Below are 18,273 nucleotides of genomic sequence, written 5' to 3' on the forward strand. Positions count from 1 at the left end.
ACATGACTTACCACGTACTAATCAGTGATCCGTTAAGTGAAGAAGGCATGGCACCATTAACACAAGCAGATGACTTTGCTGTCACAGTAGATACTGGCCTGACCGAAGCAGAGGTAATCCAAAAAATCGGTAAATTTCATGCACTGCTTGTTCGCAGCCAAACAACTGTTACACGGGCGATCATGGAAGCAGCACCGAATCTTAAAGTAATCGGGCGTGCCGGTGTTGGAGTTGATAATATCGATTTGGAAGCAGCGACAGAGCTTGGCATAGTCGTTGTCAACGCACCAGATGGGAATACAAACTCGGCTGCGGAACATACAGTGGCAATGATGATGTCACTTGCGCGCAACATCCCACAGGCTTTCCTAGCTTTAAAGGATGAACGCTGGGAGCGCAAACAGCATATCGGTGTGGAATTGAAGGGCAAAACTTTAGGAATTGTCGGCATGGGTCGAATTGGAGCAGAGGTGGCTTATCGGGCGAAGGGTCAGCGAATGAATGTGATCGCCTATGATCCATTCCTGACGAAAGACCGTGCGGATAAGATGGGAATTGGCTATGGAACATTGGAAGAGGTTTTCGCTGCGAGTGATTTCCTGACAGTTCATACACCGTTGCTGAAAGAAACGCATCATATGATCTCCACTGAGGCGTTTGCTCAGATGAAAGATGGTGTGCAAATCATGAACTGTGCCAGAGGCGGAATCATTGATGAAGATGCTTTGTATGAAGCAATTATCAGCGGTAAAGTTGCTGGTGCAGCATTGGATGTTTTCGAAGAAGAGCCTGCCGTTCATCATAAGCTGCTGGAGCTGCCGCAGGTTATTGCCACACCACATCTAGGCGCAAGCACAGTGGAAGCACAGGAAAACGTTGCGATCGATGTAAGCAAGGACGTGATGCAGATTCTTCAGGGAGGGCAGGCGATACATCCGGTTAACTTCTCCTCCATTTCTCCAGAAGTCATGCGAAAAATTCAGCCTTACTTTGATCTTGCTGAAAAGCTCGGAGCCTTCCTGGCTCGGACAATGCCTGATGCAATCGAGGAATTGACCGTCTATTATGCAGGTGACTTGGCAGACCAGGAGGTTGCTCCATTGACTCGAAATACGGTCAAAGGACTGCTGCAGCGTTACTTAGGCAATGTGAATGACGTCAACGCGACGCATTTAGCCAAAAAACGCGGTATTACGATTAATGAGCAAAAAACATCTACAACACGAGGCTTTACTAGTTTGGTAACAGTAGAAGCAAAATCGGCGACTGTGACACATCAAGTAGCAGGAACACTTGTTAATGGGTTAGGAGCCCGAATTGTGAAGGTGGATGACTATTATGTCGATGTTACACCTGCCGGTCACATGCTGCTTGTCCGACATAAAGACCAGCCAGGGGCAATAGGTCGTGTAGGTACATTACTTGCCAAATACGAAGTCAATATCGCAACGATGCAGGTAGGACGCTCAAATGAGGGCGGCGACGCGATCATGATGCTTACGGTCGATAAAGAGCCGCAGAAAGAAGAAGTAGAAGGGTTAAAACAGCTGGATGACATCTTTGATGTGACAGCTATCACGATATAATAAAAAAGCGAGCAGATATAGTCTGCTCGCTTTTTTTAGCGCCGTTTAGCTTTCAACATATAAAATATCGGAAGTCCGATGACTGCTATTCCAATTGAGAGGAGGCAGCTTAGGAAGTCTGTGAACAATGTACTGATCAAGACAAACAGAGAGCCTGCAATCGCTGCAATCGGGATGAATGGATAAAGCGGCACACTATAAGCGCGTTCTTTTCCTTTATTACGTTTTCGTAAGATGAAAACAGCATAAAAAGCGAGAACATAGAACATGTAGATCGTGAAAATACTGATTTCCGACAGCTTATCAGGATTGCTGACAAGCATGAAGATGACAGAAAGCACAAGCTGCAAAATGACTGCTACCCAAGGTGTATGCAAGGTAGGATGTACTTTTTTGAGCAGGTTAGAAAACGGCAGCTGTCCGCGTTCAGCCATCGCAAATGGAATACGCGGGAACGTCAGGATCTTACCATTTAGGCAGCCAAAAATACTGACGATGATACCCAAGCTTACGATGATTTCACCAGCATCACCTAGAACAAGCTTAGCAGCTGTACTTGCTGCATTTGTGTTTAGGCTGACAATCTCTGCTGCTGGCAGAATATAAAGCATGGCAGCGTTGATAAACAGATAACAAGCTGTCACGATCAAGATTCCGCCGATCATCGCTTTAGGTAATGTCTTTTCCGGATTCTTCATTTCGCCGCCCATGGAAGCAAGCATGATCCAGCCATCATAAGCGAACAAGGTGGCGAGTATGGCAGCACCAAAGTTTATATCGGAAATTGCTTCTGGTACTGCACTGAAAAAGTCTGCATCGCCTTTCCAAAAACCAAAGACAACAATAAGCAGAATTGGAAGCAGCTTGCCGATTGTTGTAACAAGCTGTACAGCACCGCCTAGTTTTGTGCCTAGTATATTAATGATACAAAGGAACACGACACTTGCGATACCAACTGCAGCTGTCCATTTTGTGTTCCAGCCGAACAAATTAACCATGAGCGTTCCGAAGTAAAGTCCGAGCGCTCCGATGATGGCTGGTCCATAAAGAATCGTTTGCACCCAGCCGCATAAGAAGCCCCATAGTTCGCCGTATGTTTCCTCTAAATATGCGTACAAACCACCAGTCTTTGGAATTTGTACACCTACTTCAGCAATGGTCAGACCACCTGCAAGTGTCAGCAGACCGCCGATTAACCAAGCGAGCATGGCAATTTCAGAACTGCCAGCATGACTCAGCACAGGTCCTGGTTTCATAAACACTCCAGAGCCGATGATGGTTCCTACTACAATGGATAAACCTAGAAATAGTCCGATTTCTTTCTTTAATGCTGTGTTCTCTGGTTGTTTCATGATGTCACTCCTTATCGACGCAGCATACTGCATTCCTTTAGTGTAGTAATGAAGATATGTAGTTCATTATAGGAAATGTGCCTGCAAATAGAAACTAGAAAAAGTATTCTGACTTGTAAGGGTTTTATCATAAAAATAAGGAGCTTGCAGCAATCTGCAGCTCCTTTGGATAGTATCTTCATTTGATGGGTAATTATACGATTGTTCAGCCTAGCGGCATTGCTTTGCGCTGGCACTTTTCGAACGTTTGAATCTCTGTGTAGCCGACCTGTTTGGCAAGCTCGACTGCCTGTTGGTATGCATAACCTACATGCTTTGGTGCATGAGCATCAGAGTTTATCACAATGCCAACACCAGCATCATAGCATTTCTGCAATAAAACAGGATCCGGATATATTTCTCCGACCGGCTTCCGCAGTCCAGCTGTACTAATTTCGATACACGTATCATTCTCAGCGAGCGCTTTGACAACTCGATCATATTCTCCTTCGACAAATGCTTGATCGTCAGGTTTATAGCCGAAAATCTTAATCAAATCAATATGGCCGACAAAGCTGAATAGCTTGGACTGAGCGAGTGTAATGATTTGGTCGTAATAATCACGATATGCCTGCTTTAAATCACGTTTTTCATATTCATCTTTGAAAATATCCAGATCGATTCCCCACTCACGAATCCAGTGCACGGAACCGACAACATAGTCGAAAGGATGCTGATTAAGGAATTCAGCCATTTCGGCTTCCTTACCAGGTGTATAATCCATTTCGATCCCCATCTTGACGGGTAGCCCAGCTTGTTTGATTTCATTGAAAAAAGCGAGATAATCCTTGAAATGAAGTGTCCTGCGGTTTTCTACCCACGGATTGGATAGGATTTTATTTGTTTCCTGAAAGAAGTAAGCATGCTCAGAAATGCCGAATTCCTGTATTCCTTTTTCTTTAGCCACACCCAGATATTCGCGGATATAGTCCAAAGTGAACGAACCTGTTTCTGCCATATGTACATGATAATCTGTCAACATAACGTCCCACTCCTAACAGTTAAAGTTAAAAATAGTGTGACATATTCTGCAGAATGTTCCAAGAAAAGATTTCACACCCTGCATTCTAGAGGGCTTATCCTTGAACTTTTGCAAAATAAAAAAAGCTCCGCCTTTACAGGAAGAGCTTGCCTGGGATATGGGATTAGAAGATAGAGTGCAAGTAACCGCCGATGCTGCTGATTAAAAGAGTTGCTGCGAGAATCGCATTGAAGTGACTATTTTTCATGGTGTTCCTGTCCTTTCCGTAGATTGAATTGTTGTTTATTTACCCGTTTCGTTGTGTTTATAACCTGTTCTGATCTTGGATTAATCATAGCATGCAGGATTCTTGTACTTCTTCATGATTCAGTAGAAAAATTGTGTAAAAAGTGTGGAATAGAAAAATCGACTGCATGCTTATCGCGATGCAGCCGATTTTGAGGTTCGTCTCATTAGTGGATAATGAGGTATGTAGTATGTAGTGCTAAACCTGTTGTAAGGTTGTCTCACTATTATAAAGGCTCATTTCAGAAAAATAAACAGGTAAATTAAGATATTCACAAACTAAGCAGCTGATGGGACTATCTTCATGGCGAATCATTTGTTTGAAGACTTTCTTTCGGGTATAATCGTGGGGTAGCAATTTTTCAGATGTATGGCTTTTTATACGCCTTCATCTATTACAAACGAACTAAAAGCACAGCCTATGCAGCTGTGCTTTTTCTACAAGTGCAAGATTACATATTTAAATGGGGTGTCACGATTCATGAACAATGCTCGACAATTGACGGAAGGGGCTATGTTAGCTGGGATTTATCTGGTTCTTCTGCTTATCGCAATATTTGCACCAGTAATCAGCTTGCTGGCGATGCTTGCAATGCCGGTGCCGATTATCCTCTATTGGATTCGCCATGGTTTTAAGCCAGGTATTTACTTTTCTATCGTCATCCTGCTCCTATCCTTCATAGGAACGCTTGCTGGCTTCTTCTTAACGATTTCAATCGTGATTGGAGCGGCAGCGACGGGTTATTCCCTTCATCATAAGCAATCGACATATGAAGCTTTGTTAAAAGGAGCAGCAGGATATGCACTTGGATTCACTATATTCTTAGCTGGGACGCAATTTGTTTCAGGAATAAACATGATTGATGAAATTCAAAACAGCTATCAGGCTACGCTTCAGTCGCTCCAATCCGAGATGGATACAGTTGGAGTAGGCGTAACTGATGCTCAGTGGGAACAGGTCAATGCTATGTTTGATTATATCATGGTGCTGATCCCGACAATGATCGCTGTCTTCTCTCTATTGTATGCTTTTATCACGCAGTGGCTGGCCCAGAAGATCCATAATCGTCAGAGTAAAGATAAGATCCTTTATCCGCCATTCCGCCGGTTCAACCTGCCGGTTATCGTATTGTTCATCTATTTTATCGGTTCTTTCGCTCGCTGGTTCGATATAGATCCGAATGGATGGTTCTATCCGATTGTTGCCAATGTCACGGAGCTTGCCGGAATCCTGCTTGTACTGCAAGGATTTTCATTCTTCTTCTATTTTGCTCATCACCGGAAGTTGCCGAAGGTACTGCCGATTCTTGCAGTCGTACTATCGATCCTTTTCGGGACAGTACTGCTGTATCTTGTGCGTATTTTGGGTATAATTGATGTAGGATTCAGGCTGCGGGAACGGATGAGCAGCAAAAAGTAGCATGGTCGCGGAATTTAGGTTTAGGAGCTGACATATATGCCAGAGATATTTAAGAAACCAGCATTAAGTAAGCATTTGATCGTGACATATGTACTTGCTGTGATCCTGCTTATTTGTGTGTGGTTTTATGAATGGAAGCTTGGGCTGCCGCTGACAGTGCTACTGGCTCTGTCTTTCTTCTACAGTATACTCACTGAACAGAAGATGCAGGACCAGACGGAGGAGTACATTTCAACAATGTCCCACCGTGTGAAGAAGGTCGGCGAGGAAGCGCTCTTGGAGATGCCGATCGGGATCGTACTGTACAGCGAAAATTACCAGATTGAATGGACAACACCTTATATGAACAGGTTTGCAGAGGACACACTTGTTGGTGCCCCGCTGGATGACTTGTCTGGTGCTTTGATACCAGCAATCAAAGATGAAAAAAACGAGGTTTGGATTACGCTTGATGATTTTGATTTCCTGACTGTAATCAAAAAAGAAGAGCGGCTTCTATATTTATTCGATCGGACGAAGCAGCTGGAAATCCAGAACCTATATAATGAAGAACAAACAGTTCTAGCTATCATTTTTCTAGATAACTATGAAGAAATGACCCAGAATCTTGATGACACAGCGAAGAGTCAGATCAATTCCCGCGTAACAGCTCAATTAAATGATTGGTCACGCCAAAAAGGTCTTTACTTAAAGCGTACATCTCAGGAAAGATTTCTAGCGGTACTCAATCAGCGCATTTTGAAAGAACTTGAGAAGACAAAATTTGAGATTCTTGACGAGATTCGTGGATTGATAACAGATCAAAATATACCGATCACACTTAGTATTGGTGTCGGCGCTGGCGGGCAGACATTACCGGAGCTCGGAGAACTTGCGCAATCCAGTCTAGATTTGGCACTAGGTCGCGGCGGAGACCAGGTTGCGATCAAAGGTGAAGCGGGCAAGGTGCGTTTCTATGGCGGCAAGACGAATCCAATGGAGAAACGGACCAGGGTTCGGGCGCGTGTTATATCACATGCATTGAAGGAATTGGTCAAGCAGAGTGAGCAGGTGCTCATCATGGGGCATAAAACACCGGATATGGATTCTGTCGGAGCTGCCATCGGAATCTTGAAAATAGCAGAAGCAAATGATATTGTCGGGCATATCGTGCTTGATAAGCAGGATATTACAGGAGTTTCTAAGCTGATGTCCGCCATCCAAAAGGAAGAAGAGCTTTGGGAGCAATTCATCAGTCCGGAAGAAGCGCTCGATCGGGTAACGAAAAACACACTTGTTGTCGTTGTCGATACACACAAGCCTGCAATGGTAGCTGATGATAGACTGCTCAGTAAAACGGAGCATGTTGTGGTGATCGATCACCATCGCCGGGCAGAGGAATTCATTGAAAAGCCGACGCTCGTCTATATGGAGCCATATGCTTCTTCGACAGCAGAGCTTGTGACAGAGCTATTGGACTATCAGCCTAAGAAGCTGCGATTGTCCACCTTGGAAGCAAGTGCCTTGCTTGCAGGCATCATCGTGGATACGAAAAGCTTCACGCTTCGTACTGGTTCTCGAACATTCGATGCGGCATCTTATCTACGCTCCAAAGGTGCCGATACCGTCCTTGTACAGCGTTTTATGAAAGAGGATCTGGATACGTATGTGAAACGGGCACACTTAATTGAACATACAGAGATTTACCGGGAAGGCATCGCAATATCTGCGGGGGAAAAGGGGCAGGTATTCGGTCCGGTTGTCATCGCCCAGGCGGCAGATACGCTGCTGACGATGGATGGTGTGAGTGCAAGCTTTGTCATATCTGAGCGGGAAGATGGCCGTATCGGAATCAGTGCCAGATCACTTGGGCAAGTCAATGTGCAGGTGGTCATGGAGAGAATGAACGGCGGCGGTCATTTGACCAATGCCGCGACGCAGATTTCTGATACAACTGTAGAGGCAGCCAAACAAGAGCTGCAGCAGATCATTGATGAATATGTTGAAGGGAGAAAAGAAGAATGAAAGTAATTTTTACGGAAGATGTAAAAGGTAAAGGGAAAAAAGGACAAGTTAAAGAAGTGCCAGATGGTTATGCACGGAATTACTTACTTAAAAATAAATTAGCTGTACCAGCTACAACTGGTAATGTGAAGGTACAGGAAGCAAAAGATAATAAGCAGCATCAGCTTGAACTCCAAGAAGTGGAGGATGCGAAGAAATTGCGTGACACGCTTGCTAATCTTACAGTAGAAGTGAAAGCGAAATCCGGAGAAGGCGGCCGTCTTTTCGGTTCGATCACAAGCAAACAAATCGCTGATGAGCTGAAAAAAACGCATAAAATTAAGTTGGATAAACGGAAAATTGAATTGAGCGAACCGATTCGGGCACTTGGCTACCGTGACTTGGATGTGAAGCTGCATCCAGAAGTAACGGGTAAGGTGAAAGTCCATATCAGCGAGCAATAATTTTTTTCCAACAAAATACTAGCAGTTTTCCATCCCCCTTTTGACACAAAAGGGGGATATTTCGGTACAATGGTAGCAGTATGCCAGAAATGGGGGAATCATGATGGAAGAAGTCTGGAATGATCGGACCCCTCCACATAATATAGAAGCAGAGCAAGCTGTAATTGGTGCTATTTTCCTGGAGCCTGAAGCATTATCGAGAGCATCGGAACAGGTAATAGCTGACGATTTCTACCGAGCAAGCCACCAGCGTATCTTTGATGCGATGATGCGCCTATCCGATAGAGGAGAACCAGTTGACCTGGTAACCGTCACCACGGCACTTGCTAATGCAAAACTGTTGGAGGAGGTCGGTGGCGTTTCGTATTTGAGCGATCTTGCTAACGCCGTTCCAACTGCAGCAAATATTGAATACTACAGTAAAATCGTAGCTGAAAAGGCGCTGCTGCGCCGACTTATACGTTCTGCTACGGATATTGTCACATCGAGCTTCGCTAAAGAAGATGCTGTGGATGATGTGCTCAATGAAGCAGAGAAATCAATTATGGAAGTATCCGGACGTAAAAATTCCGGAGCTTTTCAGAACATAAAGGACGTTTTGATCGATGTCTACGATAATATCGAGAAATTACATCATCAAAATGCTTCTATTACGGGTATTCCGACTGGTTATCGTGATTTAGATAAAATGACCTCCGGATTCCAGCGTAATGATTTGATTATCATTGCTGCCCGTCCTTCTGTAGGGAAGACGGCATTTGCCTTGAACATTGCTCAAAATGTATCGATACATGCAGGGGAAAATGTAGCTATCTTCAGTTTGGAGATGGGTGCCTCACAGCTTGTCTCGCGTATGCTTTGTGCAGAGGGGAATATCGATGCACAGCGTCTGCGGACAGGAAGTCTTCAAGCGGAAGACTGGGCTAAGCTTACGATGGCGATGGGCAGCTTGTCTAATGCAGGGGTTTATATCGACGATACACCAGGTATCCGCGTAAGTGATATTCGTTCCAAATGCCGCCGTCTGAAGCAAGAAGGCGGATTAGGAATGATTTTGATTGATTACCTGCAGCTCATTATGGGTTCAAGCTCGGGAAAAGGAGAAAACCGTCAGCAAGAAGTATCGGAAATCTCTCGTTCCTTAAAAGCATTAGCCCGTGAACTGGAAGTGCCAGTTATCGCTCTATCACAGCTTTCTCGTGGAGTAGAGCAACGACAGGACAAACGCCCGATGATGTCCGATTTACGTGAATCAGGAAGTATCGAGCAGGATGCCGATATCGTCGGCTTCCTATATCGTGATGATTATTACGATAAAGAATCGGAAAAACAGAATATCATTGAGATCATTCTGGCTAAGCAGCGTAACGGCCCGGTAGGAACAGTCGAGCTTGCGTTCGTGAAAGAGTATAATAAATTCGTAGATTTGGATCATAGATATTCGGAAAGCGATGTTCCGCCAGCATGATAAAAGCACCCTATCAATTGATAGGGTGTTTTTTAACGAACAAATATAGGACTTCATCATTAAATGTTCGGTTGTATCATTGACATGTGTTTTGGGGATTGATACACTTTAGAGGTGTTAAAAATAGTTTATTTGGCGGAGGTGCCACACAGATGTCCTCAGTAGTAGTAGTAGGAACCCAATGGGGAGATGAAGGTAAAGGGAAGATCACTGATTTCCTTTCACAAAATGCCGAGGTTGTTGCTCGTTATCAAGGCGGGAACAATGCTGGCCACACAATTAAATTCGATAATGTCACATATAAGCTTCATTTGATTCCATCCGGTATTTTCTTCCCGGAAAAGAAATGTGTATTAGGCAATGGTATGGTAATTGATCCGAAAGCATTGCTTGAAGAATTGGAATATTTGCACGAACGTAATGTCAGCACAGATAATCTTGTCATTTCCAACCGTGCACACGTCATTCTTCCATATCATCTGAAATTGGATGAGCTTCAGGAAGAAGCAAAAGGCGTTAATAAAATCGGTACAACTAAAAAAGGTATCGGACCTGCTTACATGGATAAAGCAGCACGCATGGGTATCCGAATTGCTGATTTGCTGGACAAGGATGCTTTCCGTGAAAAACTTGAGCAGAACTTGGAAGAGAAAAACCGTCTGTTCGAAAAAGTATATGAAAGCAAATCCTTCACAGTAGAAGAAATCCTTGAGGAGTATTATGAATATGGGCAGCAAATTGCGAAGTATGTAACTGATACATCCGTTGAGCTGAACAATGCATTGGATCAAGGTCGTCGCGTATTATTCGAAGGTGCGCAAGGTGTTATGCTTGATATCGACCAAGGTACGTACCCATTCGTTACAAGCTCTAACCCGATTGCAGGCGGAGTTACGATCGGTTCCGGTGTAGGACCGACGAAAATCAATCACGTTGTTGGTGTTTCCAAGGCGTACACTACACGTGTTGGTGATGGTCCATTCCCAACAGAATTGCATGATGAGATTGGGGATCAGATTCGTGAAGTTGGCCGTGAATATGGTACAACGACAGGCCGTCCGCGCCGTGTGGGCTGGTTCGATAGCGTTGTTGTCCGTCACGCGCAGCGCGTGAGCGGTATTACAGATCTTTCCTTGAACTCGATCGATGTACTGACAGGTATCGAAACATTGAAAATCTGTGTTGCTTACCGTTACAACGGTGAAATCATGGAGCATTTCCCAGCAAGCCTGAAAGAATTGGCACAATGTGAGCCAGTTTATGAAGAACTGCCAGGCTGGACAGAAGACATCACAGGTGTTCGCAACTTGAGTGAACTACCAGCGAATGCGCGCCACTATCTTGAGCGTATTTCCCAGCTGACAGGAATTCCTTTGAGCATCTTCTCCGTTGGGCCAGATCGTACACAAACAAACGAAGTAAGAAGCGTATACAGCCAATAAGTAAAAAATCGTCCATATGGGCGATTTTTTCTTTTATCTTCCAAAAAATACCGAATATACCCCTTCCAAAGACATTTGACCGAAATTGCTGTAAAATAGGAAGGGTATGCAAATACTGATCTAGTAATATAAAAATAAAACACTTTAGATAAAAAACACTAGAAAGCGTGGGAATACGATGAACCATAAGATCTTAGTGGTGGACGACGAAAAACCAATCGCTGATATATTGAAATTCAACTTAGAAAAAGAAGGATATGAGGTAATCTGTGCCTATGACGGAGATGCAGCTGTCGAATTAGTGCAGCAAGAGAACCCTGATTTGATTCTTTTGGATATTATGCTGCCAAATAAAGACGGCAATGAAGTTTGCCGTGAAGTGCGGAAAACACATAATATGCCAATCATCATGCTGACTGCAAAGGATGCAGAGATCGATAAGGTCCTTGGTCTTGAACTCGGTGCCGATGACTATGTCACAAAGCCATTCAGCAACCGGGAAGTAATCGCACGTGTTAAAGCGAATCTTCGCAGACAAGCGCAGATTCCAGAGGATGATAGCAAAGAGAACAAAGATATCGAAATAGGTAAACTTGTCATTCACCCAGAAGCCTATACTGTAACAAATGATGGTGTACAGGTAGAACTGACACATCGCGAATTTGAATTACTTCATTATCTTGCCCGTCATAGCGGACAAGTTATGACGCGTGAACACTTGCTAGAGACAGTATGGGGATATGACTACTTCGGCGATGTCCGAACAGTTGATGTTACCGTCCGCCGTCTCCGTGAAAAAATAGAAGACAATCCGAGCAGTCCGCTCTGGATCATTACACGAAGGGGTGTAGGATATTATCTTCGCAGCCCTGAACAGGAGTAACATCTATGAATAAAATAGGCTTTTTCCGTTCTGTGAGCCTAAAACTAGTTGTCGTTTACATTTTGCTGCTGATCATCGCTCTTTTGTTGATCGGTGTCTTTTTTACGAACAGTTTAGAGAATCAGCTGATTAAAAACACGCAAACTTCTCTCACTTCCAATATGGAATGGCTGGAACAGTCATTGGTGCAGGAGTTTGAGGACGAACGGTCCCCAACTGATCCAACATTAGAGGAAGATATTGCGGATTTGCTCGAGAATTACTCTGAGGGAGAAGAAACAAAAATCCAAGTCATAGATACCCAGCGACAGCTTGTAGGAACGAGCGAACTTGGTGATCAAAACTCTGTTGGTGCCCGTGTGACGGACAACAACATCATACAGGCTATAACCAACAATGGATTTCCCTCCACTGAAAAAACGAATATCGTCATCGATGAAGATTCTGGTGACCGAACACTAAAATCGTTTTACAACATCATGGGAACAGACAGCAATGGAGAAAGTGAATTACTTGGCTTAATCTACGTACGTACATCTATTGAACCAGTGTATAGCCAGCTGAAAAGCACGAATATCATCTTCCTTCAAGCAACGTTCATTGCCCTTATTTTTGCTGCCATTTTAGGAATACTCATTGCCCGGGCAATAACGAAGCCGATCAAGGAAATGCAAAAGCAAGCCCGTGTCATGGCGACAGGAGATTTCTCCAAACGAGTGAATGTTTATGGTGAGGATGAAATTGGTCAGCTTGCCCGTACTTTCAATCACATGAACGATGAACTCCGACAAGCCCATATGAGGACGGAAGGAGAACGCCGTAAGTTGAGTTCCGTACTTTCTCACATGTCAGATGGTGTTATCGCGACCGACAGAAATGGTGCTATTACATTGATGAATGCTCCAGCAGAGAGCTTGATTGGTCGAAGTGCTGACGAAGTACGCGGTCAATTCCTGATTGAAGTACTGAACTTGAATGAAAAGATCGTCGATATTACGGAAATCCAGGAAACTGGATCAATTATCATTGATATGAGTGACGATGATCAGTACTTGCTGCTGCGCTGTAATTTCTCTATCGTACAGGATGAATACGAGCAAATCAGCGGCTTTATTACGGTGATCAGTGATGTCACCGAACAGGAACAGATAGATCAGGAACGTCGGGAATTCGTCTCAAACGTATCTCACGAGCTCCGAACTCCGCTGACAACAATGCGAAGTTATTTGGAGGCACTGACAGATGGAGCGTGGAAAGATGAATCAATCGCACCGCATTTCCTTGATGTGACCCAGCAGGAAACAGACAGGATGATTCGTCTTGTCAATGATCTGCTGCAGCTTTCTCGTATGGATAGCAGCAATTATACGATGGAATGGGACCGAATCAATTTCGTTGATTTCTTCCATCATGTAATTGATCGTTTTGAAATGAACAAGAGAGAGGATATGCACTTTGAGCGCTATTTGCCGAAGGAGGAAGCACTCGCAACGATTGATAAGGATAAAATTATGCAGGTTCTGGATAATGTGATCAGTAATGCTATTAAATATTCTCCAGACGGCGGTACGATCAGATTCCGTGTCCGAAAAGATAGCCAGAAGCTGTTGGTGAGCATCTCCGATGAGGGGATGGGTATCGCATATGAAAAACTAGATAAGATATTCGAACGATTTTACCGCACGGACAAGGCTCGTACACGAAAACTTGGTGGTACAGGTCTTGGTCTGGCAATAGCCAAAGATCTTATCGAAGCACATCATGGAGTGATTTGGGCTGAAAGCAAAGAAGGAAGAGGCACGACCGTGCTCTTCACCATTCCGCTTAACCGGAAAAGGGGTGAGGTGCGATGAAGATGGAGACTTTTAATACGATTCTTCTAATTATACTTGTAGCGTTAAGCTTAGTTTTAACAGCTTATGTCTGGACTTTTCAGCCAAATAGCTTGAAGTCGGAGGGAATTGGAACCGAGGAACCCAAGACCCTGGCTGGTGTGGAGAAGCAACTAGCAGATGTGGTCCGACCGTCACATACGTACGTTAATAAAAATGATAATCACTTTGTCTTTTACTCAAAGACTAATGAACAGACATTTTTAAATGGATTGTCTGAATGGAATTTAACGGAAATAGAGCGAAAGGATCTGCCTGAACTGCCTGATACAAGTATAGAGCTTGTATATCCGGTTGCAGTTTCGTTTTCCCAGCTGAACAATTTGTTCCAAGTAGAAGGAGCAGAAAACGTAACAAACAGACTCGGTAATAGCGGGTTTACAAGGATCTATCTATCACCTAATGAAAATGGTTCAACTGGACTTGTCTTTTTAAATGAACACCAGGAGAATCCGTTGGAAAATGTGGTAACAGCAACTGTAACAAATAGTATTGATGAGATCCTCAATAATGAGTATCTAACAGCAGCTGTACCTTTGTCAGAAACGAATGCATGGAATCAGATTTATTTACCTGAAAAAATTAATGTGAGTGACAGTATTGTTCGGAGCGAGACGATTTCCAGGAATGCATTTGCTGATATCTATATGGAAGATCCCTCTATTCAAGGATCCGATCAATATATTGATACGAACCGATTAGAGTCAGTGCAATTCAGTAATAGTGGACAATTTGCTTCTTATAGCTATTCAAATCCATCTTCTTCAAGTATAGGGACGGTTACAAGGGCTGATCAGCTGCAAGCAGCTATTAGTACGATCAATTCCCATAAAGGATGGACGAATGATTTTAGTTTATATGCAGTAAGCGGTGAAGGAAGCTATACTTTCCAGTTCCGTATGGTACGTAACGGGTATCCAGTGTTCCAAGCAAATGGTCTATCGCTTATGTCGATCCGAATGCAAAACAACCTTCCGGATCCGGTTAGCTATGATAGAACCTTGCTTAATATTGGAACTACAGGCAACTCGGAAGGTAATTATTCGTTAGAGTCCAAGGAAGTACAGGATTGGATAGAGGATAATCAATACAGTCGACGCGATATTGATGACGTTGTTATTGGTTATAAATTAGAGGAATATGAAGAATCCGAAATTTTCAAGTACCATATGAAACCATGCTGGTATGTGAAATATCAAGGAAACTGGCTGGAAGTTGAAAGCAGTACGACAGGAGGGAAGGACTGATGCAATGGAACAAGATAAAGCTAACGTTCATCCTTGCCTTCCTAATTTTAAATGTGTACCTCGTTTTTCAACTGTTCCCACAGGAAGAAACGGAACAGACGGTGCTGGAAACAGAAAGTCAAGATGCCGTCTTGGGCAGTGTAAAAGGGTACAAAGAACTGTCTGATCAAAAAACAGAAACGAATCAGCAGTACGAAGCAACCAAGCTGCACTTTACCGAAGACGATTTGGATAAGGTTCCGAATAACGATAATATGGACCTTGATATCAGCTCAAATACGCAGCTTGTGGTGAATTTTAAGGAACCGCAGAAATTACCTGTTGAATTCCCCATTGATGATGACAATGAACAGGCAATCGGAGACTTAAATAGTTTCGTCGCCGACCATGTCTTGTTTGGACCAGAGTACACGTACTGGGGCAGACAAGGTAATCAGCTACTGTTTTTCCAGAAGATAGATCAAGGACAAACATATTTCAGCCCGGACAGTTTATTACTTGTCACCATAAATGAGGATTACGAAGTTGTAGAATATGAACAAACATATATTAAAAACTTCAAAAAGCTTGAAGAGAATGAGGATCAGGATCTGAAGGAATATTCAGAGGTGCAGGCGGTTAAGGCACTGCAAAGTCAACAGCTGATCGAAAGCAATGACACGATAAAAGTTGAAAAAGGCTTTTACCCAACCATTGAGCTATCTTCGAAGCCTAATTATGCACCTGCGTACATGATAACAGTGAATAATGAAAAGCATTATTTCTATTTGCTGCTTCCGGATTATCCATATGTGTATGCGCCGACCGAGTCAGTATTTTTAAACAGTTTACAGCCAGAGACAGAAGAAACACAATAAGAGGTGAAACAGCATGACGTTAAGCTTTAGCGTACTTGCTTCCGGCAGTTCAGGGAATGCGTTCTTCATCGGAACGGAGAAAGAGCGTATCCTGGTTGATGCTGGTTTGACAGGCAAGGAGCTGCAGCGTTTATTGGAAGAGTCAGGAATTGATCCGGCGTCACTGACGAAAATCCTAGTCACACATGAACATAGTGACCATATAAAAGGATTAGGCGTGGCGGCAAGGAAATTTGATTTGCCGATTTATGCAAACGAAAAGACATGGAAAGCGATGGAGAACAGCATCGGAAAAATTTCTTTGGATCATAAATTTATTTTTAACATGGAAGAGACAAAAACATTTGGAGATATGGATGTGCAATCATTTGGTGTATCCCATGATGCGGCGGAGCCAATGTTTTATGCTTTCCATCACGAAGGTAAAAAAGTAGCTTTAGTGACCGATACTGGTTATGTATCCGATCGAGTGAAGAAAATCGTTGAGAAAGCAGATGCCTATATTTTTGAAGCAAACCATGATGTAAGTATGCTGCAGATGGGCGCCTATCCATGGAATGTGAAACGAAGGATATTAGGTGATCTTGGCCACGTATCCAATGAAGACAGTGCGCTTGCTCTTACAGACTTGATTGATAATAATACAAAGCGCATCTATCTTGCGCATTTGAGTCGCGATAACAACATGAAAGATCTCGCACGGCTTGCTGTAGGGAATATTCTGCAGGAGCGAGGCTTTGATTTGAATAAACACATTGAATTGCACGATACAGATCCAAAAACACCGACACCGATTTTCCAGATAGTTTAATTTTCCGAAATGGTGGAAAGATAGCTATATCGAAAAGAATTGGAACGGAGGCTAACATGGACTATTTTGATGATCACCACAAGGAACCGGAAAAACCGAAGCGCGCAAGCTGGCTGCTGCCAGCTATATTGGGCGGTATCATCGGTGCCGGTATCGTATTGCTTGTCGCTTATGGCCTTGATCGAGACAGTCTAACGCCGAATGACCAATCACAGTCACAGCAAGGAGAGGCTACGCAGCTCGCTTCGGATTCGAATCAGAACCCCAATTTACAGAATGTTAGTGTGGATGTTCAATCGGGCATTACAGATATCGTTGATAAAACTGCACCAGCAGTCGTTGGCGTTGTAAACCTGCAGCAGGGTGATGCACTTTTCTCACAGGAGGAGAGTACTGCAGGAAGCGGTTCTGGTGTCATTTATAAACAAGAAGGCGATAAAGCCTATGTGGTGACCAATCACCATGTTGTCGAAGGAGCTACAGATGTGGATGTTATCCTCCATAACGGGGTGGAAGTTTCCGCAAAGCTGTTAGGCAGTGACGTTTTCACTGATTTAGCAGTTTTGGAAATGGATGCTTCCCGAGTGGAGCAGGTAATTGAAGTCGGAACATCTTCTACTGTTAAAACGGGTGAGCCTGTAATCGCAATCGGAGATCCGCTAGGGTTCTCAGGATCAGTGACACAAGGTATCATCAGCGGAGTCAATCGTACTGTTCCCCAGGATTTTAATGGAGATGGCAGAGCGGATTGGCAGGCAGATGTTATGCAGACAGATGCTGCAATCAACCCTGGTAACAGTGGCGGCGCCCTTATTAATATGGCAGGACAGCTGATTGGTATCAATTCGATGAAAATTGCTGAATCGTCTGTTGAAGGAATTGGTTTTGCAATACCTGTTGATAGCGCAGTACCTATCATGGAACAGCTTGAACAGAATGGGCAAGTCGAGCGTCCATACCTAGGAGTAGAAGCTTATTCATTGAATGAAATTCCGGCATCTGAACGGACAGAACATCTTGGTTTGCCAAATGACATGGAAAATGGTGTCTATATTTGGAGTCTTGAAGCCCTATCTCCTGCGGAAAATGCAGGATTAAGGGAGTTGGATGTGATTACAGAGCTGGATGGTCAGCCAATCGATGATATGACATCTTTGCGAAAACATCTTTATGAAGATAAACAAATCGGAGATCAAATGAAGGTAACGTATTACCGCGATGGTGAGAAGAACGAAACGACCGTAACATTAAGTGAACAGCAATGAGGCAGCCTAATAGGTTGCCTTTTTTAGTTATGCACAACCTGTGGATGCGTGTGAGGATAACATACTCTATTTTGTAGCGAACAAATATTCTTATTACTAAATAAAGAATTGGTTTTGTGTATATGTGGATAAGTTTGTTGATAAGTTGTTCATAGCGTGTGGAATGTTGTGCATAAAGAGGTTATGCACAAGTTATGCACAATTAAAGTGGATAAAACATTGTAAGCGACTACATACTTTTTATTGGGTCTATCCATTGCCGTCATAGGCTTTTTCTGCTATTATTATCTAGTAAAT

14 protein-coding genes are annotated in these 18,273 nt (G+C 43.5%); 12 read left to right on the top strand and 2 right to left on the bottom strand.

What is annotated here, in order from left to right; genetic code table 11:
• The first annotated feature begins 2 nt into the window (after positions 1 to 2).
• A complete protein-coding gene (serA, locus tag GZ22_RS11440; RefSeq protein WP_038562631.1) occupies positions 3 to 1,586 on the top strand; it encodes a phosphoglycerate dehydrogenase in 1,584 nt (527 codons plus the stop codon).
• A 35-nt stretch (positions 1,587 to 1,621) separates the two neighbouring features.
• Here the strand turns inward: serA and GZ22_RS11445 are convergent, their stop codons facing one another.
• Both GZ22_RS11445 and GZ22_RS11450 read right to left on the bottom strand, forming a co-directional pair.
• Entirely contained in the window at positions 1,622 to 2,938 is a 1,317-nt protein-coding gene (locus tag GZ22_RS11445) for an APC family permease (protein ID WP_038562633.1), read from the bottom strand.
• Positions 2,939 to 3,143: 205 nt separating this feature from the next.
• Positions 3,144 to 3,959, bottom strand: a complete 816-nt coding sequence (locus tag GZ22_RS11450) for a histidinol-phosphatase (protein WP_038562635.1) — start codon at positions 3,957 to 3,959, stop codon at positions 3,144 to 3,146.
• 766 nt (positions 3,960 to 4,725) lie between these two features.
• Here GZ22_RS11450 and GZ22_RS11455 point away from each other — a divergent pair.
• The 11 genes from GZ22_RS11455 to GZ22_RS11505 all read left to right on the top strand — a co-directional run bounded on the left by GZ22_RS11455 (position 4,726) and on the right by GZ22_RS11505 (position 17,976).
• Positions 4,726 to 5,664: a YybS family protein gene (locus tag GZ22_RS11455; protein ID WP_038562636.1), complete on the top strand. Its 939-nt coding sequence runs from the start codon at positions 4,726 to 4,728 to the stop codon at positions 5,662 to 5,664.
• A 36-nt stretch (positions 5,665 to 5,700) separates the two neighbouring features.
• Entirely contained in the window at positions 5,701 to 7,668 is a 1,968-nt protein-coding gene (locus tag GZ22_RS11460; RefSeq protein WP_038562638.1) for a DHH family phosphoesterase, read from the top strand.
• Positions 7,665 to 8,111, top strand: a complete 447-nt coding sequence (gene rplI, locus GZ22_RS11465) for a 50S ribosomal protein L9 (protein WP_038562639.1) — start codon at positions 7,665 to 7,667, stop codon at positions 8,109 to 8,111. The genes GZ22_RS11460 and rplI overlap by 4 nt, the downstream gene beginning before the upstream one ends.
• 103 nt (positions 8,112 to 8,214) lie before the next feature.
• The gene (dnaB, locus tag GZ22_RS11470; RefSeq protein WP_038562641.1) at positions 8,215 to 9,579 is read left to right on the top strand and encodes a replicative DNA helicase; all 1,365 of its coding nucleotides are present in this window, start codon (positions 8,215 to 8,217) and stop codon (positions 9,577 to 9,579) included.
• Between the two features lie 152 nt (positions 9,580 to 9,731).
• Entirely contained in the window at positions 9,732 to 11,021 is a 1,290-nt protein-coding gene (locus GZ22_RS11475; protein WP_038562642.1) for an adenylosuccinate synthase, read from the top strand.
• A gap of 178 nt (positions 11,022 to 11,199) precedes the next feature.
• Positions 11,200 to 11,904 (top strand): response regulator YycF, encoded by a 705-nt coding sequence (gene yycF / locus GZ22_RS11480; RefSeq protein ID WP_038562644.1) that lies wholly within the window; start codon positions 11,200 to 11,202, stop codon positions 11,902 to 11,904.
• A 5-nt stretch (positions 11,905 to 11,909) separates the two neighbouring features.
• Positions 11,910 to 13,757, top strand: coding sequence for a cell wall metabolism sensor histidine kinase WalK (gene walK, locus GZ22_RS11485; protein ID WP_038562645.1), 1,848 nt, complete (start codon positions 11,910 to 11,912; stop codon positions 13,755 to 13,757).
• Positions 13,754 to 15,043 (top strand): YycH family regulatory protein, encoded by a 1,290-nt coding sequence (locus GZ22_RS11490; protein WP_038562647.1) that lies wholly within the window; start codon positions 13,754 to 13,756, stop codon positions 15,041 to 15,043. Before walK ends, GZ22_RS11490 begins: the two co-directional genes overlap by 4 nt.
• Positions 15,043 to 15,900 (top strand): two-component system regulatory protein YycI, encoded by an 858-nt coding sequence (locus GZ22_RS11495; protein WP_038562648.1) that lies wholly within the window; start codon positions 15,043 to 15,045, stop codon positions 15,898 to 15,900. The genes GZ22_RS11490 and GZ22_RS11495 overlap by 1 nt, the downstream gene beginning before the upstream one ends.
• Before the next feature lie 13 nt (positions 15,901 to 15,913).
• Positions 15,914 to 16,711 (top strand): MBL fold metallo-hydrolase, encoded by a 798-nt coding sequence (locus tag GZ22_RS11500; RefSeq protein ID WP_038562650.1) that lies wholly within the window; start codon positions 15,914 to 15,916, stop codon positions 16,709 to 16,711.
• Positions 16,712 to 16,767: 56 nt separating this feature from the next.
• Positions 16,768 to 17,976: a S1C family serine protease gene (locus tag GZ22_RS11505; protein WP_038562652.1), complete on the top strand. Its 1,209-nt coding sequence runs from the start codon at positions 16,768 to 16,770 to the stop codon at positions 17,974 to 17,976.
• The last annotated feature ends 297 nt before the right edge of the window (positions 17,977 to 18,273 follow it).

Source organism: Terribacillus saccharophilus, from assembly GCF_000725365.1.
Classification (GTDB): Bacteria; Bacillota; Bacilli; order Bacillales; family Amphibacillaceae; genus Terribacillus; species Terribacillus saccharophilus.